Below are 23,156 nucleotides of genomic sequence, written 5' to 3' on the forward strand. Positions count from 1 at the left end.
CCGATCAGACACGGCGATGCAGCAGTGCCTAGGCCGCTGAGCCCAGACGCGCAATCGGCTGAGGCAGGCGCCGCCGCAGCGACGCTTGAGCCGACGCTCAAGACAGCGAGCGCGCCGACGACGACGAGCGCAGCCGCGCGTGAGCCCAAAAGGGCAACGGTTCTCATGTGCGGTTCTCCTGCGGAGTGGGAAGTTGTCAGGCCCGGACCGGGGCGGTCGCGGCGGAGGTCTTCACGACGGTCTCGTAGCCGGGCGCGCGACCGGTCACCTGCACGGTGATGCGCTTGCCACGGTCCTGCCGGCGGACCTTGTAGGCGACGCCGGTCACGCCGCGCTCCTGCCGGCGGAGCTTGGAGGAATCGGTCTCGGGCTTCGCGGGACGGCCGCCGACATACCAGCGGTAGCTGAACCCCGGCCTCGGCTCCCATGCGCCGTGCACGACGTGCAGCAACTCTCCGACCCGCGCCTGGCCCGTGATTCGCGGAGCCGATACCTTCAACGCGCCCTTGCGAACGACGACGGCCTCCGAGGTCGTCTCGCGGGTCACGTACCCGGTCCGCTTCGCGGTGACGCGAACGCTGATCGACTTCCCGGCATGCGCCCGAGCGACGACGAGGGTCGTGCGGGTCTTCCCTCTGATCGGCTTGCCGTCGAGCAGCCACTGATACGTGAACGCCGGGTTGGGTGACCACCGCCCCGCGATCGCCGTGAGCGTCTTGCCGACCGCGGGCGTCCCGTGGATCTCCGGGTGCATGGCGCGAAACTCCGCCGCCTGCACGGTCACCGCCTCGGAGACGACCGAGACGGCCGGCGACGTGAGATGGACCTGCAACTGCCGGCCGGCATCGGCGGCCACCGGCGTGTACGACGCGGCCGTGGCGCGGTCGATCGGCGATCCGTCGAGCAGCCACCGGTACGCGACGCCGGCCGTCGGCGTGCCTGACGCCGTCAAGCGGGTCCCGACGACCGCCGTCCCGGAGATCGCCGGGACGGCCGCCGCGAAACCGGACGAGCCGACGCCCTTGGCGACGGTCACCGGCACGGATGTCGCCGACGCCGGCTCATACCCGGTCGCGGTCCCCGTCACCTGCATCTCCAGCACCTGGCCCGCGTCCGAGGCGACCGGCTGGTACGAGGTTGCGGTCGCCCCGCGGATCGGCGACCCGTTCAGCAGCCACTCATACGTCAAGGTCGCGGTCGGCGTCCACGGCGTCGCGACGGCCATGACCGTCCCGCCGACCTGGAAGCTCCCGCTGAGCGTCACCACGTCCGGGCTCAGCGTCCCGCCGGCGACGACGGCCTCGGCCGACGTCACCGCAGTCGTCTTGTACCCGTCCCCCTTCCCGGTGACCTGCACCTGCAGCCTCTTGCCGATGTCAGCGGGCTCGATCGTGTAGGTCTCGGACGTCGCACCGTCGATCGCGGCGCCGTCGAGCAGCCACTGATAGCTCAAGCTCACCGACGGCAGCGACCACGTACCGGGATCGGCCGTGACGGTGCGCCCGACGCTCACGGTGCCGTCGATCGCCGCGACGCCGGCCGTCATCTCCCCCGACCTGCGTGCGAACACGAGCTTCTCCAGCGGCGTGGTCGGCGTCGGCGAACCGGTGCTCGGCATCGAGAACCACTGGAACGTGATCGACGTCTGACCCGGACCCTCACCCGGATCGACGTCGAAGACCGCGTAGCCGTAGGCGTTCGCCGTGTCATAGAACGCCAGCCAAGGGGCGTCCTCCACAGCCTGTGCGTTGCTCGAGACGTCTGCGAACGGGTGCGCCTGCACCAGCCCCGTCGCAGGGTCGATGGTCTCGCCGATGGTGGAGCCGGCGCCGCCGCCACCGACGACGAGATGCACCGTTCCCAGCGATGTGTCCCACGTCTGCTCGCCGTTGAGCATGAGCGGCTCGGTTTGGGTCACGGTCGGGCGACGTGTGTCGATCGTCGCGCCCGCCGCGTACGTGCCGAACGGGTTGGTGAGCGCCTTGGTCGTCACCCCGGACGGCGGGTCATAGCCGCGGACCGGAAGGCTCCGGCAGTAGTTGTGGTTGTGCCCCGCCAGGACCAGGTCGACCTCATACTTGTCGAACAACGGTCCCCACGCGGTGCGGGCCCCCATGTCGCAGCTGTTGCCCGTGTCCACGCTCGCCGCGGGGAAGTGCATCTGGACCACGATCATCTCGATCCCGGAGCCCTCCCCCCTGGCTGCCCGGAGCTGGTGCTCGAGCCATTGCGTCTGGAGGTTCGGCGTCCCGTTCGAGTCGTCCGGCACGAGCTGCATGTTGGACGGGTCCGCCTTCAACGCACCCGTGTACTGAGCCGGCTTCGTCTGGCTGAAATCCGAGGTCTGCCAGATGACGTCGTTACCGGCCAGGCCGATGAACAGGACGGTGCCGACATGGAAGCTGTAGAAGCTGCCCTGCAGGCTGTTTCCGTCCCAGTTGGTCAGACCGTTGTCCGGCAGCAGGAAGCGCGAGAAATAGCCGCCACTGCCGTACGGGCCGTTGTAGTAGCTGCCTGATGTGCCGGTCGTCTGTGGTGTTCCGCTGAGGCTCGTGACGCCACGCTCGACCTCATGGTTGCCGGGAACCGGCATCCAGGGGAAGCTCTTGGAGGCCGCGGAGACCATCGTCAGCCACTTACGCCACACCGGCGGCGGGTTGCTGCCGTCCGCATACGCGAGATCGCCCACCATCAGGTGAAACAGCGGCGCACCGTTGCCATCACCCGGGTTCGCCACGCCGGCCGTCGTGTAAGGCGACGGAGGATTGTTCCCGTGATCGCCAAACGCCGTGAACCGGAAGGAGGCACGACCGGTCGGAGCCGTCTGGAAGGACGCAGAGGCGGTCGTCGGGTCTTGACCGCCGTCCGTCACCGCGTAGTGGTAGGTCGTATCCGGCTTCAGACCGGTCAACGGAACGTGGTAGTGGTACGTCGTCTGCCCGGTCTGACCGTCGGTGAAGCGCGTCACACAGGGCCTGGTGCGCGGCTCCTTGAGATCCAGTGGCTCCGGGTCCGGCAAGAACACCTCCGAACCCGGATTCGCAGCCGTGATCGGCGACGTCGAATAGGCCAACATCGGCGCCGCCATCGGCACCGTGTCAGGGACGCTCCAGGAGACCGTCACCTCGGTCGCGGGATCCGCGCCCCACTCCAGGTGCAGCTGCTCCGGCGCGGTCGCCGACGGCGTAGCGGCGAGCGCGGCGGCGGCATCCAAGCCCCGCCCCGCGCCCATCAGGCCACCGACCCCGAGCGCCCCGCTGATCAGCGCGCTGCGACGCGTGACGCGCAGGCCCCGCGAATCGGACTCGTCCACGACATCGGCGCCGTCGACAGACGCCATGCCGTCACCACCAGCACCGCCGGCGAGATCAACGAGATCGTCACGGACGTCATCATCGTCCGATCGCTCGTGCGTACCGCGCTTGAACAACTGGCTGACCCCTTCGGTCCGTATTCAGCTAGCGACGCTGCAGGACAGCCGTGCGAGGCTCACGGGCGAGCCCGCCCGTGAATAGGTGCTCGGACCAGACCCCCGATCCGCGCCAGAGCGAATCGGCCCCGGCGCTGGGGACGATCCTCGGGCAGATGAGCCCCACGTGCGGCCGCTAGTAAGAGAGAGCATCTTCAATCCGCGTCGCGAGGACGACGAACGACCGGCGCGACAGCGAGCCATTCAATCCACCAGCCCCGCACGGAATGTGACTGCGGCGTTACCGCGATTGTTACCGTCCTGTTTCTCCACGAGATTCTGAGCAGAGCCGGGCACTGAACATGAGCGCCCTGCCGGCCGCGCCGACCGCACGCGCATCGGTCCGCGGCGCGTCACGAGAGCCAGCGCGGCGGGGCGCTTCTGCATCTGCCTTCGAAGCGGCAGCCTGCTAGCTGGAGCTCGTGGGTCTGTCGGCGTTGACCGGGACCTCGGCGATGACGCGTGTGCCCCGGCCGGGGCGGCTTTGGACCGTTAGTGTTCCGCCAAGGGCCTCGACGCGGTCTGTGAGGCCGATCAGGCCGGAGCCGCGCGCCGGGTCTACGCCGCCGACGCCGTCGTCGCTGATCGAGAGCCGCAGGTTGCCGTCGGTGGTGTCGAGCGTGACTTGCACGGCGGAGGCGTTGGAGTGCTTGGCCGCGTTGGTGAGCGCTTCGGAGACGACGTAGTAGGCGGTCACCTCGACGTGCTCGGGCAGGCGGGCGTCGGTCCGTAGGTCAAGCGTCACGGGGATCGCGGAATGGCCGGCGATCGTCTTGAGCGCCGGGCCGAGACCGCCTGACGACAGGTTCCTCGGATGGATGCCGCGCGCCAGCTCGCGCGTCTCGTCGATGGCGCGCTGGGCGTTCCCGAGCGCCTCGTCGACGAGCTCGGCGACCTGCCCGCCCTGGTCGCCGAGCGCCTGCCGGGCGAGCTTGAGCGTGATGATCGTATGGACGAGCCGCTGTTGGGCGCCGTCGTGCAGGTCCCGGCCGATGCGCCGGCGCGCCTGGTCGGCGGCGGTGACGATGCGCGCGCGCGACGCCGCGAGCTCGGCGTAGAGCTGGGCGTTGTCGAGCGAGACGGCGAGTTGGCCGGCGATCAGCTTGACCGCGTCGAGCCGCTCGGCGGAGAACGCGCCGCGGATGAGGCGGTTCTCCAGCACCAGCGCCGCCCGCAGCGTGCCGCGACTGAAGACGGGTACGGCCAGCAGCGAGCAGGAGCCGACGTCCGTGAAGTACGGATCGCGGGCGAAGCGGTCGTCGCGGCCGGCGTCCCCCACGACCAGCGGCTCACCAACCCGCTGCATGTATCGCAGCACCGACATCGGGACCGCGGCTTCGTGGGCGGTGCCGTCGACTGCGATGACGCCGCCGCCGTCGGGTGCGGGCAGCAGCCAGTCTCGCCGCTCGTCGCTCCACAGCAGCAGGTGGACGCCGGTCGCGCCGGTCAGCGCGCCGAGCACCTCGACCACGCGCGCGCGCAGCCGTTCGATGCTGGTCTCCGAGCTGAGCGCCTGCGACGCGGACACGATCCCCAGCAGGTCGATCGTCCCGCTGCTGACCGCGCCGCGGCGTCGGGCGAGATCCCCCGGCTCCTCGCCCCCACGGCCGGTGATCGCGTCTGCCCGCGGCCGCAGGGTCGGGTAAGCCCAGTCCAGCCGGGCGACCTTCGCGGTTGCGCCCCACGCGAGGTAGTCCCGGCGGGCCTGGGCGAGAAGGTCGTAGCCGACCTGTTCGACGCCGTGGGCCAGGTAGAAGCGGGCCGCGCGTTCGGCGATCAGGGCGCGATGCCACGGCCGCTGACGGTCAGCCACCTCGCGCCGCGCGGCGTCGAAGGCGAGCACGGCGGCGCGGAAGTCGCCGACCGCCCAGGCCCGCTCCGCCTCCAGCAGCCGCAGCAGGTGCAGGAAGTTCGCCGGCGCATTCGCGGCGCGATCGGCCAGCCAGCGCGTCACCTCGTCCAGCTCGGACACCAGATCGCCGCGCTCGTCGCCGTCCGTGGCGCGGGCCTGCGCGGCGAGGACCAGCCCACGCAGCAAGTGGGCCACAGCGGTGGCGTAGGAGCCGGCGGCAGCGGGGAGCAGCGGCATCGCCGCCGCACTGTGCTGTGCCAGGCCGACCGGGTCATCGAAGATGGCGCCGGCGAGGGCGTGGCAGAGATGCGCGTAGAGCAGCGGAAGCGGGTTGCCGGCATACCGTTCGATGGGGATGGCCTCGGTCGCCGCGGCGGAGCTTTCGCCCTGCAGCACGCGGGCCAGCCATTCGTAGCCCTCGAGCCACTGCCCGGTCTGCTCGTTGCCGGTCCGGCGCAAGAAGCCCATCCCCCCGTCGACCTCGGCGACGAAGCTCTCCAGCGATGGCGCGCAGTCCGCCAGGTAAGGCACGGCGAGTTGGTAGGTGTAGCCGGCGTAGGCCAGATCGTCCCCCGCGATCAGCCCTTCCCGGGCCCGCTGAGCCGCGTGGACACCGTTCTCGATCGGCTCGAACCAGCAGGTGATGGCGGCGAGCATGTGGCGCGCCTGCGAGGTGCCCGGCTCGTAGCCGCGGGCCTCGCCCAGCGCCACGATCCGCCGCAACCCTCGGTACCCGGCGGCGTACTCGCCGCGCTGCGGCCCAGCGTGGTAGGCGGCGTGGCCGGCCGGGCCGACCAGGGTGGGGCCCGGGCCGTGCTCGATCCAGATCCGCAGCGCCTCCAGGGCCAGCCAGGCGATCAAGGCGGGGTCGGCGACGAAGTAGGCGACCGGGAGGACGGCATCGATCAGACGGGTCCTGGCCAGCAGCGTCGGCTCGGTGAGCTCGGGGCGGGTCAGATCGCCGGCAGCGTCGGTGCGGTCCAGCCACCGGTGCAGGCGGTCGAACCCGCGATCGAGCTCGCGGGGGAACCCATCGGCGGCCGGGACGGTGATGCCGCACTCGCGCAGCGACTCGAGGCCCAGCGCGAGCGCCTCCGCGAAACGGGTCCGGTGGCTCAGGCTGCGCACCTGCACCGCCGTCGCGTCCGCGCGGCCCACCGCGGTGGGACATAGCCCCTCGATGGCGCGGTACTCCTCGTCCGCCTCCTCCAGGCGCGCAAGGCTGAACAGGGCGGCGTGGCGGCCGGTGCGCAGGTCGACCACCGTGGCAGCCTCGGCCGGCTCGACCAGCCGGAGTGCGGCCGCCAGCAGCGTGTTCACCAACGCGTGGTCGCCGATCAGCGCCGCCGGGTCGGCGGCGCGCCGCAGCAGCCCCACCACCACCCGCCGCTCGTCCGGGTCGCCGACCGCGCCGGCCACCGGCAGGTACTGCTCGGCCGCGACCGCGAACAGCTCCGGCACCCGGGCCAGCCGCCGCGCCAGCGTCAGCTGCAACCGGCGTCGACCCGGCTCGTCCAGCCGGCCCAGGATCGCCTCGCGGATCCGGTCGTGGCGGAACCGCACCGCCGGATGCGCCCCGGGCTCTGCCACCAGCAGGCCCTCGTCGAGGGCGGGCGCCAGCCGCTGCTCCACCACGTCCGCGGGCTCGCCGGTCGCGGCCAGCAGCAGCCCAAGCTCGGCTCGCCCGCCCAGACACGCCATCGCCTCCATCATCTGCCGCGACGCCACCGGCATCACCTCGAGCCGCCCGGCCGCCGGCCCGGGGACCTCGGACTGGCCCAGATGCGCGCGCACTGCCGCCGCCTCCCACCGCCACCCGTCCGTGGTCGCCGCCAACACGCCGTCGCGGCGCAGCCCGTCGAGCAGCTCCACCGTCTCGTACGGATTGCCGCGCGTACGCGGTTCGATCACCTCGACCAAGCCCGCCGTCGTGGCCCGGTCCGCGTGCAGCATCTCGGCCACCATCGCGACGAGACTCGGCGCCGGCAGGTTGGGCAGCCGGAGGTGCCGCACTCCGGCCTGATCACGCCAGCGCGACAGCCGGGCCGCCAGCTGATCGTCCACGTCGCCGTCACGGTACGCGCCCACCAGCAGCAGCCCGTCGACCGGCCCCTCGCTCAGGACCAGGTCGACGGCACCGAGCGGCGTACGCCCCGCCCACTGCAGGTCATCGACGAACACGATCAGCGGCCGTTTCCGCGACGCGACCGCCCGCAGCACCTGCAAAGCCGCTCGCTGCGTCCGAGCCTGTGCAGTCAGCGGATCGCCCGCATCAGGCGGCACGCCCAGCAGCACCGCGAGCTCGGGCACCGTCGCGGTCAGCAGCGCCGCGTTCGCGCCGACCGCCGCCAAGATCCGCTCGCGGACCTCGGCCAGCTCAGCCTCCGGCTCAGCCAGCAACAGCCGGCCCAGCGCGCGCAACGCCTGACGTAGCGCGTCGAACTCCAGATCCCGCCGGTACTGGTCGAACTTGCCGGCCACGAACCAGCCATCAGCGCTCGTCACCACCGGCCGCAGCTCATCGACCAACGCCGTCTTGCCCACCCCCGCCGCGCCACCGACCAGCACCCCACGGCACGTCCCCGACAAAGCCGCCGCAAACGCCGCCTCCAGCGCCGCCACCTCGGCGTCACGGCCCACCAACCGCGACGGCGGCGGCAACCGCAGTGGAACATCATGCTCGCCGACCCGCAGCGCAGCGGCCGCACGCACGTCGGCGTCCCGCAACCGCTCCAGGTCGTAGACCAGGCCGTCGGCCGTCTGGTAGCGGTTGTCCGGTTCCTTCTCCAGCAGATGCATGACGATCTCGGACAGCGCCGCCGGTATCGCCGGGTCGGCCTCGGCCGGCGGCACCGGCACGCGAGCCAGGTGGTCATGCGTGAGCCGCAACGCATCGCCGGAACCGAACGGCGGCGCGCCCATCGCCAGCTCGTACAACGTCGCGCCCACCGCGTACAGATCGGCACGCTGATCGACCGAGCGGCCGGTCCGCCCCGTCTGCTCGGGCGCCACGTACGCCAACGTCCCCATGATCTCGCTGTGGTGCGTGAACTCGGGGCGGATCTCGCCCAAGGACGTCGCCAACCCGAACCCGACCAGGCACGGCGCGCCGTCGCGGGCGAGCACGATGTTCGCCGGAGTGATGTCCCGGTGCATCACACCCCGGCGGTGCATCCCCGCCACCGCCTGAGCCAGCGCCACCGCCAGCCCGATCAGCTCATCGACCGCCAACGGCTTCGCCACCCCCGCCAGGGTCGTATCACTGGCGTCCGCCATCACGATCGACCCCGGGTACCGCGGCGCCTCCACCAGCTGCGCGACCCCCACCACACCGCGCAGCCGCTCCAGCATCGCCACCTCATGCCGCAACCCGCGTTGGGCGCCCGGCCCCAGCGGCTCCTTGCGGATCACCGTGCGCCCGGCAAGGAACACCCGAGTCACACGCGTGCGTTCGCTCTCGTACACCACTTCAGCCCGAACGGGCGGATCCCGGCCCGGCGGCACCTCACCCATCTCCACCGGACACCTCCACACCCGCCCGGACCGAGCTCATACGCCTGCTCGCCGACAAGCTCACCACCAGCTGGTCAAAGCAGGACACGGCTCTCCGCTGTCCGCACCGGCGATCGACCTTAACACCGGCCGCACCAGCCTGCCAGCGGTCGCCCCCGGCCCTTGGCGCGCTTGCGCTTCGCCTGCAGGCGAGCGTCTCGCAAGTCGCGCCGGGGGTGTCCTGCGCGACGAAGCCGACCTTTGCGAGCTGCCGGGCCGGCGCTGCCCGCGACGTACGATGGAAGGTGTAACATTTTACTGTGCGACAGCTAACTCCAACCAGCCTGCGCGAGCAGGCGCAGCAGGTGATCCGCGCCAGCATCCTCGCCGGCGAGCTGGAGTCCGGGCAGATCTACTCGTCCGCGACACTGGCCGAGCGGCTCGGCGTCTCGCCCACTCCCGTTCGCGAGGCGATGCTGGAGCTCGCCAACGGCGGCCTGGTCGAGCCGGTCCGGAACCGCGGGTTCCGCATCCTGACGCCCGATGAGGGTGACCTTGACGAGATCAGCGCGCTGCGCATCATGCTCGAGGCGCCGTCGATGCGCACCGTCGTGGAACGCGCCACCGATGCGCAGCTGCGCGACCTGCGAGAGCTCGTGACGCGCATCGAGGCTGCCGCGGCGGACGCGGACGTCGCGGGGTTCCTGCTCGCCGATCGCGCGTTTCACCTCGGGATGCTCGAGCTCACCGGGAACGGGCGGCTGGTCCGGCTCGTCGCGCAGTTACGCGACCAGACCCGCATCGCCGGCATCAGCGAGCTCGCGCGCGAGGGGAACCTGATGAGGTCCGCGGCCGAGCACCGCGAGATCCTCGACGCGCTCGAGGCGCGCGACGCCGACCAGGCGGAGGCACTGATGCGACGGCACCTGATCCACACGCGCGGGATCTGGGCCGGACGTGCCGAAGCTGACGCGACCACCGTGCCCTGAGTCAACCGACCGGCGCGGGCCGCCCAGCGGGCGCGACCCCGAGCCGGCGCGCCGCAGCCGCCGCGACCGCCAGGTCCTCGAGCGCGAGCCCGACCGACTTGAACACCGTCACCTGGTCGGGTCCGGCGCGGCCGACCGTGCCGCGCACGACCCCGGCGAGCTCGTGGCGCACGGCGTCCTCGGTCAGCGCGCCGTCGGCGATCGCCAGCAGGACGTCACCCGCCTCCAGCAGCGCGGACTCGCGCGTCTCCACGACGAGCAGCCCGCGCAGGAGCGCCTCCGGCGGCAGCTCGCGCATGTCGGGCCGGTAGGCGCCGATCGCGTTGACGTGCACCCCGGCCGGTAGCCGCGAGGCGGCAAAGAGCGGCTCGCGGCTGGTCGTGCAGGTGCAGACGACGTCGGCTGCGGCGACCGCCTCCGGGCCGGCCGCGACCGCGTCGAGGCCGTCGCCGGCCAGCTCCGCGACGAGCGCCGCGGCGCGGGCGGGGTCGCGTCCGACGATCGCGACGTGCTCGATCGGCCGCACGGACCGCATCGCGGCGACGTGGGCGCGAGCCTGCGTCCCGGCGCCGAAGACGACGAGCCGGCGCGCGTCGGCGCGGGCGAGCCGGCGGGTCGCGAGCGCCGACACGGCGGCGGTCCGCACGGCGGTCAGCGCGGCGCCGTCGATGACGGCCGCCGCCGCGAGCGTGCCAGGCGCGAAGAGCACGTAGACCCCGTGGATGAACGGCAGCCCGAGCTCGGCGTTGCCGGGCGCGAGGGTGACGAGCTTGACGCCTACCCCCTCGCCCCCGGCGGCGGGCATCAGCAGCAGCTCACCGCCGGGCACCGCGAGGTGCGCGCGCGCGGGCCCAGGGGCCGACTCGGCGAGGAAGGCCTCCTCCAGCGCATCGACGGCCTCGATCCACGACAGCGCCGCGGACAGCTGCTCAGCGCCGATGAAGCGGGGGACGCCGCCCTGATCCGCGCCCCTCACTCGCCGCCCGCCGGCGGGACGACCAGATGGGGCGAGCGCTTCGACCCCGTGTCGCTAGCAGACAACATCATGGGTAATATGGTACACCTTACGCCGTCAATGCGGCGACGGTCATCGCCGCGACGAGCACGGGGCGTCAGCCCGCGAGCGACGGAGGATGGGAATGCGGTTGTCGAATCGAGCGAGCCTGGCGGCTGCCACGGCCGCTGTCGGGTTGGGCCTCGCAGCCTGCGGAGGCTCCTACAACGGTGGCTCCGGGGCGAGCGGCTCGGGTTCCGGCAGCTCGTCGGCCCAGGGCGGCGACGGCTCGCCGCTGAAGGTCAACATGGCGGTCGCGCCCGGGACGCTCGATCCCGCGTCCGGGTGCGGTGTGAACGATCTCTCGATCATCGGCAACCTTTACAGCCGGCTGACGCAGTACGGCAGCAAGCCAGGCCCGGACGGGACGACCGAGGTCGACCCCGCCGCGATCAAGCCCTACGCCGCGGAGTCGTGGACGATCGGCGACGCCGGCAAGACGTATACGTTCAAGCTGCGCCCCGGCGCGAAGTTCCCCAGCGGCAAGCCGGTTGACGCCAATGCCGTCAAGTACTCGTTCGAGCGCACGCTGACGATGAACGGCTGCGGCGGCTACTTCCTGCACGACGGACTGCTCGATCCGCCGCTGATCAAGTCGATCGAGGCCAAGGACCCGACGACGGTCGTGTTCAAGCTCAGCCAGGCCGATCACAACGCCCTGCAGGCGTGGGCGCAGCCAGCCGCGTCGATCGTCGATCCCTCGGTCGTCGAGGCCCACGGCGGCGTCAAGAAGGACAGCGTCAACCAGTACATGGCGGGCCACGCCGCGGGCGCGGGCGCGTACGTGGTCGAGTCCTACGAGCCGAACAAGAGCATCGTGCTGACGGCCAACCCCGATTACGTGGGGCCGGGGAAGCCGGCGTCCAAGACGATCCGGATCGACTTCGTCAACTCGGACCCGACGCTTCTGCTGCAGGCGAAGTCGGGCGACGCGGACATCACGATCGGGCTCTCGAAGCAGAGCGCCAAGAGCCTCGAGGGCGCCGGCAATGTGCGCGTGGTCGCCAACGACACGCCGCTGTCGGAGCAGATCGGCCTGCCGAACACCAAGGCACCGTTCAACAACCGCGACTTCCGCGAGGCGCTCACGCTCGCGCTTCCTTACCAGCAGATCGTCGACAAGGCCGCGTTCGGCTACGGACGCCTGTTCTCGGGTCCGCTGCAGCCGGTCTTCCCCGACTACGACCCGTCGATCGGCGGCCCGCCGCAGACCGATCCGGCGAAGGCGAAGCAGCTGATCGCCCAGTCGGGCGTCAAGACGCCGGTGACGATCCAGATGGTCGTGCAGGAAGGCAACAGCGCCGATCAGCAGATCGCGACCATCGCGCAGGGCGAGTGGCGCAAGCTCGGCGTCGACGTGAAGATCCGCAACCTGCCGGCCAGCGAGTACATCAGCGGCCTGCAGCAGCACAAGTACCAGTCCTACGTCCGCCTCGACGGCCCCGGTGTGATCGACGCCGGCTACTACCTCGGCTACGACATGCTGTGCAAGGTCGGCTTCAACCTCTCCGAGGTCTGCATCCCCGAAGCCGACAAGCTCGCGGCGCGGGCGCGCAACGAGACTGACGCGGCCAAGCGCAAGCAGCTCTACGACCAGATCAGCAAGCTCTGGCTGGCCGACTTCCCGAAGATCCAGGTCTACGCCGACAAGAACGTCACCGTGCTCTCGAAGCGAGTGAAGTCCTTCTTCTACTCGCACGAGCCGGACTTCCGGACCTGGTCGAAGTAAGCAAGCGACGACCCGGAGATTCGATGACCACACGACTCGGCGTGGACGTGGGCGGCACGTTCACGGACCTGATCTTCTATGACGAGGCGTCCGGCGAGACGCGCGTGGCGAAGGCGCCGACCACCCCCGCCTCGCCGGAGCAGGGCATCCTGCACGCGATCGCGGCGGGCGTGCCCGCGGAGCGCCTGTCACAGGCGGAGTTCTTCCTGCACGGCACCACGGTCGGTCTCAACGCGCTGCTCGAGCGGCGCGGGGCCGTCGTCGGGCTGCTCGCCACCGAGGGCTTCCGCGACGTACTGGAGATCCGCCGCGGCGATCGCGCGGAGATGTACGACCTGTTCTGGCGCCAGCCGGAGCCGCTGGTCCCGCGACGGCTGCGCGTCCCGGTGCGCGAGCGCCTGTATGCGACCGGAGCGGTGCACACGCCGATCGTGCTCGACGACGTGCGCGCCGCGGCCGCGACCTTCAAGGCCGAGGGCTGCACCGCCGTGGCGATCGCGTTCCTGCACGCGTACGCCAACGATGAGCATGAGCTGGCGGCCGCGCAGGCGCTGCGCGAGGCCGGCTTCGAGGGCGAGATCTCGCTCTCGCACCAGGTCAGCGGCGAGTACCGCGAGTACGAGCGCACGACCACGACGGTGATCGACGCGTTCGTGCGCGGGCGGATGGCGAACTACCTCGGCCGGCTCGGCGACGCCCTCGCCGACCGCGGCTTCGGCGGCGCGTCGCTGGTGACCCGCTCAGGCGGCGGCGCGTTCACGTTCGCAGAGGCCGCCGAGCGGCCGTTCGAGACGATCATGTCCGGGCCCGTGGCCGGTGCCGAGGGCGCCTCGGAGGTCGCGACCGCGTTCGGCTACAAATACGTGATCACTGCCGATGTCGGCGGCACGAGCTTCGACACGTGCCTGATAACCGACGGCCGCCCGACGACGCTCTACGAAGGCGAGGTCGTCGGTCTCCCGGTGCAGACGCCGTGGGTGGACGTGCGCTCGATCGGCGCCGGCGGCGGCTCGATCGCGTACGTCGACCAGGGCGGCCTGCTGCGCGTCGGCCCGCGGAGCGCGGGCGCTGTGCCCGGTCCCGCCTGCTACGGCCGCGGCGGCACGGAGCCGACGGTGACCGACGCCGCGCTGCTGCTCGGGATGCTCGGGGACGGCGAGCTGGCCGGCGAGGTCCGGCTCGACCGCGAGGCCGCCGAGCGCGCCGTCGCGCCGCTCGCCGCGGCGCTCGGCTTCAGCGCCGAGGAGGTCGCGCGCGGGATCCTCACGATCGCGAACGCGAACATGGCCGGCGCGATCCGCGAGATCACGGTCGAGCAGGGCACCGATCCGCGCAGCGCCGTCCTGATGCCGTTCGGCGGCGCGGGTCCGCTGTTCCTCTCGCTGCTGGCAAGCGAGCTGGAGATCGGCGAGATCCTGCTGCCGCCGTACGCCGGCAACTTCTCGGCCTGGGGCCTGCTCGGGGCCGACCTGACCCAGACCGTCGCGCGCACGCGGATCACGCCGCTGACCGCCGACGGGCTCGCGGATGCCAACGCGCTGCTGGCCGAGCTCTACGCCGAGGTCGAGCGGCGCGCGGCGCACGCCGGCTCCGCGGGCTCGCAGCGCGAGACGGCATTGGACATGCGCTACGTCGGCCAGGAGCACACGTTGACCGTGCTTGCCGGCGACGAGCGCGGCGCCGTCGCGGCGACGCCCGAGGAGGTGCGCGAGCGCTTCCGGGCCGAATACGAGCAGACGTTCGGCCTGCGGATGGACGAGGCGGTGGAGATCGTCTCGCTGCGGGCGACGATCCGCACGCCGCTGCCGCGCCGCTCCGCGCCGACCGTCGTGTCCTCCAACGGCGCGGGCCACGACGCCGAGCCGGCCGGCACCACGCGCGCGTACTCGTTCGCCGCCGGCGAGTGGACCGACTTCGCAGTCATCCAGCGCGACGGCCTCGAGGCCGGCGCGCGCATCGCCGGCCCGGCGATCCTGCTCGAGGAGACCGCCACGGCCTACATCGACGGCGGCTTCAGCGGCCGCGTGCACGAGTCCGGAGCCATCGTCCTGAAGGCGGAGGCGCAGGCATGACCGCGATCGAGACCGTCGTCCACCGCGCCGGAGCCAGCGCGAGCAGCGGCGTCGCCGACGCCGACCCGGTGACCACGGAGGTCATCCGGCACGGCCTGAACTCGGCCGCCAACCAGATGAAGCGCGCCCTCGTGCGCACCGCGTTCTCGCCGGTGATCTACGAGGTGCTCGACTTCGCCGTCGCGATCTACGACGACCAGGTTCGCCTGCTCGCCCAGGCGCCGAGCCTGCCGCTGTTCATGGGCACGATGAACTTCTGCGTCGAGGCGGCCGTGCGCGGCGTGGGCGGCACGGACAAGCTGCTGCCCGGCGACATCATCCTGTTCAACGAGCCCTACGGCACCGGCTCGCATCCGCAGGATGCGGCGGTCGTGATGCCGGTGTTCCTCGGCGGCGAGCTCGTCGCTTACACCGCGATCAAGGGCCACTGGCTCGACATCGGCGGCAAGGAGCCCTATTCGACCGACACGGTGGACGTCTTCCAGGAGGGCACGATCTTCCCGGGCGTCAAGCTCTACCGCGGCGGCGAGCTGGTCGACGACATCTACCGGATGGCGCTCGCGAACTCGCGCGTGCCGAAGATGGTCGCGGGCGACCTCAATGCCGAAGTGGTGGGCGTCCGCACCGGCGCCGCGGCGCTCCTCGCGCTGATCGAGCGGCACGGGCTCGAGACGTTCCGGGCCTCGGTCGAGCGCATGTACGACCACGGCGAGGCGGTCGTGCGCGCGTACCTCGACAAGATGCCCGACGGCCGCTACGTCGGCCATGGCGAGATGGACTCCAACGGCATCACCGACGAGCGGATCCCGTTCGAGGTCGTGCTGGAGATCGACGGCTCCTCGGCGCGCGTGGACTTCTCTCGCGCCCCAGATGCGCAGGAGGGGCCGGTCAATTGCCCGATTCCGTCGACCGTGTCGGCCAGCCGGATCGCGATGTCGATGCTCGCCGGCAACGGCGAGCCGCCGAACGAGGGCCACTTCCGCGCGATCGAGGTCGTCACCCGCCCGGGCTCGATGTTCCATCCCGTCTCCCCCTCGCCCTGCTTCCTCTACGGCTGGCCGGCGATGCAGGCGATGGAGGTGATCTACAACGCCGTCGCGCAGGCAATGCCCGACGCGGTCACGGCCTGCAGCGGCGGCGACATCTGCTCGCTGGTCTGGTGGGGCAACCGCGAGGAGACCGGCGAGCCCTGGGCCGACGGCTCGCCGCATCCGGTCGGCCAGGGCGCGCACGTCCGCGGCGACGGCGCCAACAGCCTCCTGCACGTCGCGGAGTCGGCGACTCGGTTCTCGCCGACCGAGGTGTGGGAGACCAAGAACCCCTGGCTATTGGAGCGCGTCGAGTTGCTGCCGGACTCGGGCGGCGCCGGCCGCCACCGCGGCGGGCTCGGGCTGCAGATGGACTTCCAGATGCTCGAGGACGCCTACGTCACCGCGGTCGTCGAGCGCACCAAGAACCCGGGCTGGGGCCTCGAGGGTGGCGAGCCGGCCGGGATCGCCAACTCCTGCGCCCTGCGCGAGGCCGACGGGACGCGCACCGTCTTCGGCAAGGCGACCCGGCTCAAGGTGCCGAAGGGCGCGACGCTGGAGCTCACGTGCGGAGGCGGCGGAGGCTACGGCGCTCCCGCCGAGCGCGATCCCGAGGCGGTTCGCGCGGACGTCCGCGAGGGCTACGTGAGCGAGACGCGCGCGCGGGAGCAGTACCCGCACGCATATCGAACCCCGCCCACCCGGTGACCGCGGCACCCTCCACCCCGGTCCCCACGGCGCTGGAGGCCGAGCCCGCCTCCGCCGCCGCGCGCCCCGGCGCGCGCCTGCGGGCGCTGCTGTTCGGCGAGCCTGCGGCCGCCGTCGCGACGGTGTGCCTGCTCGTGCTGATCGCGCTCGCGGTGCTCGGTCCACTGGTGTGGAGCAAGGACCCGGCGGCCGTCGACGTCGGCTCGGCGCTGCAGGCGCCGTCGGCGGCGCACCCGATGGGCACCGACTCGAGCGGGCGCGACATCTTCACGCGCTTCAACCACGGCGCGCGGCTGTCGCTCCTGGTCGCGCCGCTCGTCGTCGTGGTGGGTGCCGCGATCGGCGGCCTGATCGGCCTCGTGGCCGGCGTGCTCGGGGGATGGGCCGACTCCGGGCTGATGCGTGTGATGGACGCGGTGCTCGCGTTCCCGCCGCTGATCCTCGCGATGGCGGTGACGGTCGGCCTCGGCGTGGGGGTCACGTCGGCGGGCGTCGGGATCATGCTCACGTCCATCCCGTGGTACGCGCGGCTGCTGCGCAGCGACGCGATGAGCATCCGCTCGCGCCCGTTCATCGAGGCGGCGCTCGCGCTTGGCGCGGACCGCCGCCGGATCGTTCGTCGCCATGTGCTGCCGCACGTCGTGCCGACGCTGCTGGTGCAGGGCGCGAGCGTGTTCGGCTACTCGATCCTCACGCTCGCCGCGCTCGGCTTCGTCGGGCTCGGCGCGCAATCTCCGACCGCGGAGTGGGGCACGATGATCACCGAAGGGCTGCAGTACGCGATCACCGGGCAGTGGTGGATCGTCGCGTTCCCCGGCCTCGGCGTCCTCGTCGCCGTGACCGCCGCGAACGTCCTGGCGGACCGCATCCAGGCCGTGCTCGACCCGCGCGCCGGGGACCGAGCATGAGGCTGCTGCGGTTCATCGGCTCGCGCGTGGGCGGCGGCGCCGTCTCGATCTTCGGCGCCTCGATCCTCGCGTTCGTGTTCCTGCGCAAGCTGCCCGGTGACCCGGCGCGGCTCGTGCTCGGCCCCCTGGCCTCCGACGACGCGGTCGCCGGACTGCGCCGCCAGATGGGGCTCGACGACCCGATCTGGGTTCAGTACTGGCATTACGTGCGTGACTTCTTCACCGGCGACTGGGGGTTCTCGTACACCGCCGGCCAGCCCGTCGCGACGCAGATCTCCAGCCGCCTGCCGGCCAGCATCGAGCTGGGCCTGTGGGCGTTCGGGTTCGCGTTCGTGGCGGCCGTGCTGCTGGCGCTCGCATCGACCTACCGCCGCCGCCCCGTCGTCGACGGCATCGTCCGCGGCGCCGCCTTCATCGGCCTCGGCACGCCGCCGTTCTGGCTCGGTCTGATGCTGCTGGTGATCTTCTTCTCGTGGCTCGGCTGGCTGCCCGGGCCGGAGGGGCGGATCGCCGACGGGATACCGCTGCCGCCCAAGATCACCGGCATGATCACGGTCGACGCCCTGCTGGCCGGCAACCTGCGGGCGTTTTGGGACGGGTTCCTGCACCTGTTGCTGCCCGCCATCAGCCTCGGCCTGGGCGCGTTCGCGCTGCTCGTCCGGCTGCTGCGCGCCAACCTGCAGGAGGTCGGTCGCGAGCCGTTTCTGATTGTCGCGCGCAGCAAGGGCCTGAGCCGCTGGAGCGCCTACTGGCGGCATGCGCTGCCCAACGCCTTCCTGCCGACGCTGACCGCCGCCGGCCTGCTGCTGGCGCAGATGATCGGCGGCAGCGTGCTGGTCGAGAAGGTCTACAACTGGCCAGGCATCGGCTCGCTGGTGGTGGACTCGATCCTGCGCCAGGACTTCAGCGTCGTGCAGGCGTTCATCCTGCTGAGCGCCTGCGCCTATGTCGTGGTCAACCTGCTGGTCGACGTGCTCTACGGCGTGCTCGACCCGCGCGTACGGGAGGCACGATGAGCGAGGCATCGGTCCTGTCGGTCGACGGCCTGGAGACCGTCTTCCACACCGCCGCGGGCATCGTGCGCGCGGTCCGCGGCGTGTCGTTCGACGTGCGCCGCGGGGAGAAACTCGGGATCGTCGGCGAGTCGGGCTCCGGCAAGTCCGCGATGGCGCTCTCGATCCTCGGGCTGATCGAGCCGCCCGGCGAGGTCGTCGCGGGCTCGGTGAAGCTCAACGGGCGCGAGCTCGCCGGCCGGCCGGACCGCGAGCTGCGTGCGGTCCGCGGCAAGGAGATCTCGCTGGTCTATCAGGACCCTATGAGCGCGCTCGACCCGGTCAAGACGGTCGGCGCCCAGCTCGTCGAGACGATTCGCCGCCATGACCGGTCCGTGTCGCGCGGCGCGGCGCGGCGCGCCGCCGTCGAGCTGCTGCGCGACGTAGAGGTGCCGCAGCCCGAGCGCCGGCTCGACGACTACCCGCACCAGTACTCCGGCGGCATGCGCCAGCGCGTCATGATCGCGAGCGCGCTCGCCAACCGGCCGGACCTCGTGATCGCCGACGAGCCGACCACCGCTCTCGACGTCACGACCCAGGCGCAGGTGCTCGAGCTGCTCGACCGGCTCGTGTCCGAGCGCGGTGCGGCGATCGTCCTGATCACGCACAACCTCGGGATCGTCGCCGAGTTCTGCGACACCGTGCGCGTGATGTACGCGGGCCGGCTCGTCGAGGGCTCGGATACACGCACGCTGTTCCGCGCCCCCGCCCACCCTTATGCCGACGCCCTGCTGCGCGCGGTGCCGCGCCCGGACCGGCTCGAGCGCGGTCCGCTGCCGGCGATCGAGGGCGCGCCGCCGAACCTGGCGCAGCTGCCGCCGGGCTGCGCGTTCGAGCCGCGCTGCCCGCTCGGCGCAGGACGACCGGAGTGCATCGGCGAGCCCCCCGCGATTCGGACGTTCGACGGTGGCCGCAGCGCCGAGTGCCACTTCGCCGAAGAACAGCTCGCGCGCTCGGAGGTGGCCTCGTGAAGGACGCATTGCTGGTTGTCGACGACCTGGTCAAGGAGTTCCCGGCCGGGCGCCGCAGCGACGCGCCGGTGCGCGCGGTCGACGGCGTCTCCTTCACCGTCCGCCGCGGCGAGACGTTCGGCGTTGTCGGCGAGTCCGGCTGCGGCAAGTCGACGCTCACTCGGGCGATCCTGCGGCTGCTCGAGCCGACCGCGGGGACGGTCGCGTTCGACGGCATCGACGTGCGAGGCCTCGGCACGCAGGAGCTGCGGCGCCTGCGCCGGCGCGTGCAGATCGTCTTCCAGGACCCGCTCGGGTCGCTTGACCCGCGTATGACCGCACGCGCGATCGTGGAGGAGCCGCTCGAGATCCACGGGATCGGCGACCGCGTCGAGCGCGCGCGGCGGGCGTCGGCGATGCTCGAGCTGGTGGGCATTCCGCCGGCCCAGCACGGCCGCAAGCCGTATGCGTTCTCGGGCGGCCAGCGGCAGCGCATCGGCGTCGCCCGCGCGCTCGTGCTCGAGCCCGACCTCGTGTTCCTCGACGAGCCGATCTCGGCGCTGGACGTATCGATCCAGGCACAGGTGCTCAACCTGCTGCGCGAGTTGCAGCAGCGGCTGGGCCTGACCTACGTGTTCATCGTCCACGACCTCGCCGTCGCGGAGTACTTCTGCGACCGCGTCGCCGTGCTCTACCGCGGCGCGGTGATGGAGCTTGCCTCGAGCGAGGCGATCTTCCGCGAGCCGCTGCACCCGTACACCTCGTCGCTGCTCTCGGCGGTGCCGATCCCGGACCCCGAGATCGAGCGCCGGCGCGACCGCGTCGTGCTGCGCGGCGACGTGACGCCGCTCGCTCCGCAGGCCGGCGGCTGCCGCTTCCGCGACCGCTGCCCCGTTGGGCGCGATCGCGCGATCTGCGCCGAGCAGGAGCCGCCGCTGGCCGAGCATCGCCCGGGCCAGCTGGCGGCGTGCCACTTCCCGGGCGAGCTCCAGGGGGTCTTGCCGCATGTCTGAGCTGTTCGCCGCTGCCGAACTCGCCGTCGAGCGTCTCGGCGTCCGCGCGGGCGAGCGCGTCGCCGTCCTCCACAACGCCGCGCAGGCGCCGATCGCCGCGGCGCTCGCGGCGGCCGCGAGCGAGCGCGGAGCCGAGCTGGAGATCATGCCGTTCCCGACGCTCGCACGGCATGGCGAGGAGCCGCCCGCCGAGATCGCGGAGGCGATCCTATGGGCCGACGCCTGCTTCGCGGCGACCGACACGTCGCTCAGTCACACACGCGCGCGCCAGGCGGGCACCGCCCGCGGCGGGCGCTTCGCGTCGCTGCCGACCGTGACGCGCGAGATCTTCGAGCGCGCGATCGCTGTCGACTACGCCGAGATGACGCGGCGGGGCGCGGCGATCGCGGAGCTGATCACGGCGGCTGACAGCGTCCATATCAGCAGCCCGCAGGGCACGGATGTGACGCTCAGCATCCGCGGCCGCGACGGCCGCAACGACGACGGCGACCTGGGCGCGGCGGGCGCATTCGGCAACCTCCCGGCCGGCGAGGCGTACGTCGCGCCCGTGGAGGTGGAGGGCGACGGCGTGATCGTGTTCGACGGATCGGTCGCGGGCTACGGCCTGTTGTCCGAGCCGCTCGAGGTCCGCATCGCAGGCGGCCGGCTCGTGAGCGCGTCGGGCCCCGCGGGCGCGTGGCTGGAGGCGACGCTCGACGCGGGCGGTGACGGCGCTCGCAGCGTCGCCGAGCTCGGGATCGGCACCAACCCGGCCGCCGCGCTGGGCGGCGTGGTCCTCGAGGACGAGAAGATCATCGGGACCGCCCACGTCGCGTTCGGATCGAGCGCCGGGATCGGCGGCGTCGTCCAATCCGCCGTGCACATCGACGCGATCCTGCGGGAGCCGACGATCGAGATCGCAGGCGTGACGGTCGCGATGGGCGGGCGCCTGCTGATCGGCGACCGATGATCGGCGAGGCGATCGTCCACCGCGGCGGAGCGCCCGCGCAGGACGCCTCCGCGGCCGCCGTCGATCCAGTCGTCGCCGAAGTCATCCGCCACGGCCTCAACTCGGCGGCCGGGCAGATGAAGCGAGCGCTCGTGCGGACCGCATTCTCGCCGATCATCTACGAGGTCCTGGACTTCGCCGTCGCGCTCTATGACGACCAGGTCCGCCTGCTCGCCCAGGCGCCGAGCTTGCCGATGTTCATGGGGCGGCTCAGCTTCTGCGTCGAGGCGGCGGTCGCGGCGGTCGGCGGGGCCGCCGCGCTGGAGCCCGGGGACGTCGTGCTCTACAACGACCCGTATGGCACGGGCTCGCATCCGCAGGACGCCGCCGTCGTGGCGCCCGCGTTCCTCGACGGCGAGCTGGTCGGGTACGCCGCCATCAAGGCACATTGGCTCGATGTGGGGGGCAAGGAGCCCTACTCGACCGACACCGTCGACCTGTTCCAGGAGGGGACGATCTTCCCTGGCGTCAAGCTGGTGCGGCGCGGCGAGCTGGTCGACGACGTCTACCGGATGATCCTCAGCAACAGCCGCGTGCCGCAGCTGGTGGCCGGTGACGTGAACGCCGAGCTCGTCGGCGTCGCGACCGGCGTCAAGGCGCTGCTCGCGGTCGTGCGGCAGCATGCGCTGCCCACGTTCCGGGCCGCCGTCGAGCGGATCTTCGACCACGGCGAGGCGGTGGTACGCAGCTACTTCGAGCGGCTGCCGGACGGTGTCTACCGCGCCTGCGGGCAGCTCGACGACGACGGCGTCTCGGCCGACCCGGTCACGTTCGAGATCGCCGTCACGGTCGACGGATCCGACCTGACGGTCGACTTCTCCAACGCTCCCGAGCAGCGTCCGGGTCCTGTCAACTGCACGCTCCCGAAGACCGTCGCGATCAGCCGCGTCGCCGTCGGGATGCTGGCGGGCGCCGGCGAGCCGCCGAACGAAGGACATCAGCGCCCGATCCAGGTCATCACCCGCCCCGGGACGCTGTTCCACCCACAGCGGCCCGCGCCCTCGTTCATCGGCGGCTGGGCGTCGTTCCAAGCGCTCGAGACGGTGCTGCTCGCGGTCGGGCGCGCGCTCCCGGATGCCGTCCCGGCCGGCAGCGGCGGCGACATCTGCTCGCTCGTATGGTGGGGCGAGCGCGCGGACGGCCGCCCCTGGGCTGACGGCTCTCCGCACCCAGTCGGCCAGGGTGCGCACGCCGGCGGCGACGGCGCGAGCGCCCTCATGCACATCTCCGAGTCGGCCACCCGGGTGACGCCGGCCGAGGTGTGGGAGACGAAGAACCCGTGGCTGCTGGAGCGCACCGAGTTGATCCCCGACTCCGGCGGCGCGGGCCGGCGGCGCGGCGGGCTCGGCGTCCACTACCGCGTCCGCGCGCTGGAGGACATGTGGCTGACCGCGGTGATCGAGCGCACGCGCTCGGCGCCGTCGGCGCTCGCCGGGGGCGGCGAAGGCCGGTCCAATCGCGCCCGGCTCGAGTTGCCGGACGGCATGAGACGACCGCTCGCCAAGGCGACGCGCGTCCGCGTGCCCGCGGGCGCCGTGCTCGACCTCCAGACCGGCGGCGGCGGCGGTCACGGCCCGGCCGCCGAGCGGCCGCCGGCCGCGGTGCGCGCCGACCTGCGCGAGGGCTATGTGACCGAGCGGCGGGCGCGGGAGGACTACCCGCACGCGTTCTGAGCAGGCGAGGCCGGGCCGAGGGCCTCGGCCGTGAGCCTGGCGCTGCGGCCCGGCGGCGCCTGCGCCATCACCACTCCGGGCTTGTCCGCCGCGGCAAGGGCGGCCGCCGCCGCGAAGTCGGCATGGACCACGCGGCGGTCGCGGAGCTGGCCGGCCGCGGCGTCGAGTTCGAGCGCTAC

The 23,156-nt window shown here is 72.1% G+C and carries 13 protein-coding genes; 10 read left to right on the forward strand and 3 right to left on the reverse strand.

Translation table 11 applies throughout. The features are described 5' to 3' along the window. Positions 1-196 precede the first annotated feature (196 nt). Together H958_RS0117135 and H958_RS38095 are read right to left on the reverse strand one after the other, a co-directional pair. A complete protein-coding gene (locus H958_RS0117135; protein ID WP_028059569.1) occupies positions 197-3,340 on the reverse strand; it encodes a fibronectin type III domain-containing protein in 3,144 nt (1,047 codons plus the stop codon). Between the two features lie 538 nt (positions 3,341-3,878). Then, entirely contained in the window at positions 3,879-8,786 is a 4,908-nt protein-coding gene (locus H958_RS38095; protein ID WP_231379280.1) for an AAA family ATPase, read from the reverse strand. A gap of 347 nt (positions 8,787-9,133) precedes the next feature. Here H958_RS38095 and H958_RS0117145 point away from each other — a divergent pair, with 347 nt between their 5' ends. Next, positions 9,134-9,802, forward strand: a complete 669-nt coding sequence (locus H958_RS0117145; RefSeq protein WP_028059570.1) for a GntR family transcriptional regulator — start codon at positions 9,134-9,136, stop codon at positions 9,800-9,802. A gap of 1 nt (position 9,803) precedes the next feature. On the opposite strand, the gene H958_RS38100 is transcribed toward H958_RS0117145, so the two are convergent. After that, complete coding sequence (locus H958_RS38100) at positions 9,804-10,778, reverse strand: ornithine cyclodeaminase family protein (protein ID WP_156028033.1); 975 nt, start codon at positions 10,776-10,778, stop codon at positions 9,804-9,806. A 214-nt stretch (positions 10,779-10,992) separates the two neighbouring features. Here H958_RS38100 and H958_RS0117155 point away from each other — a divergent pair, with 214 nt between their 5' ends. From H958_RS0117155 to H958_RS0117195, 9 genes are read left to right on the forward strand one after another with little or no spacing between them, the layout of a single operon-like run. Further along, positions 10,993-12,585, forward strand: a complete 1,593-nt coding sequence (locus H958_RS0117155; RefSeq protein WP_051324420.1) for an ABC transporter substrate-binding protein — start codon at positions 10,993-10,995, stop codon at positions 12,583-12,585. A gap of 23 nt (positions 12,586-12,608) precedes the next feature. Then, positions 12,609-14,657 carry a hydantoinase/oxoprolinase family protein gene (locus H958_RS0117160; protein WP_028059572.1) on the forward strand — a complete coding sequence of 683 codons (2,049 nt, stop codon included), beginning with the start codon at positions 12,609-12,611 and terminating at the stop codon, positions 14,655-14,657. Next, positions 14,654-16,393 carry a hydantoinase B/oxoprolinase family protein gene (locus tag H958_RS0117165; protein WP_028059573.1) on the forward strand — a complete coding sequence of 580 codons (1,740 nt, stop codon included), beginning with the start codon at positions 14,654-14,656 and terminating at the stop codon, positions 16,391-16,393. Before H958_RS0117160 ends, H958_RS0117165 begins: the two co-directional genes overlap by 4 nt. Then, positions 16,390-17,301, forward strand: a complete 912-nt coding sequence (locus tag H958_RS0117170; protein ID WP_196807405.1) for an ABC transporter permease — start codon at positions 16,390-16,392, stop codon at positions 17,299-17,301. Before H958_RS0117165 ends, H958_RS0117170 begins: the two co-directional genes overlap by 4 nt. Continuing rightward, positions 17,298-18,317, forward strand: a complete 1,020-nt coding sequence (locus H958_RS0117175) for an ABC transporter permease (RefSeq protein ID WP_028059575.1) — start codon at positions 17,298-17,300, stop codon at positions 18,315-18,317. Before H958_RS0117170 ends, H958_RS0117175 begins: the two co-directional genes overlap by 4 nt. After that, positions 18,314-19,324 (forward strand): ABC transporter ATP-binding protein, encoded by a 1,011-nt coding sequence (locus tag H958_RS38105; RefSeq protein ID WP_051324421.1) that lies wholly within the window; start codon positions 18,314-18,316, stop codon positions 19,322-19,324. The genes H958_RS0117175 and H958_RS38105 overlap by 4 nt, the downstream gene beginning before the upstream one ends. Then, positions 19,321-20,316: an ABC transporter ATP-binding protein gene (locus H958_RS38110; RefSeq protein ID WP_037410509.1), complete on the forward strand. Its 996-nt coding sequence runs from the start codon at positions 19,321-19,323 to the stop codon at positions 20,314-20,316. The genes H958_RS38105 and H958_RS38110 overlap by 4 nt, the downstream gene beginning before the upstream one ends. After that, positions 20,309-21,265, forward strand: coding sequence for an aminopeptidase (locus tag H958_RS0117190; protein WP_028059576.1), 957 nt, complete (start codon positions 20,309-20,311; stop codon positions 21,263-21,265). The genes H958_RS38110 and H958_RS0117190 overlap by 8 nt, the downstream gene beginning before the upstream one ends. Beyond that, positions 21,262-22,977: a hydantoinase B/oxoprolinase family protein gene (locus H958_RS0117195; RefSeq protein WP_037410510.1), complete on the forward strand. Its 1,716-nt coding sequence runs from the start codon at positions 21,262-21,264 to the stop codon at positions 22,975-22,977. The genes H958_RS0117190 and H958_RS0117195 overlap by 4 nt, the downstream gene beginning before the upstream one ends. The last annotated feature ends 179 nt before the right edge of the window (positions 22,978-23,156 follow it).

The organism is Candidatus Solirubrobacter pratensis (assembly GCF_000425945.1).
In the GTDB taxonomy this organism is placed as follows: Bacteria; Actinomycetota; Thermoleophilia; order Solirubrobacterales; family Solirubrobacteraceae; genus Solirubrobacter; species Solirubrobacter pratensis.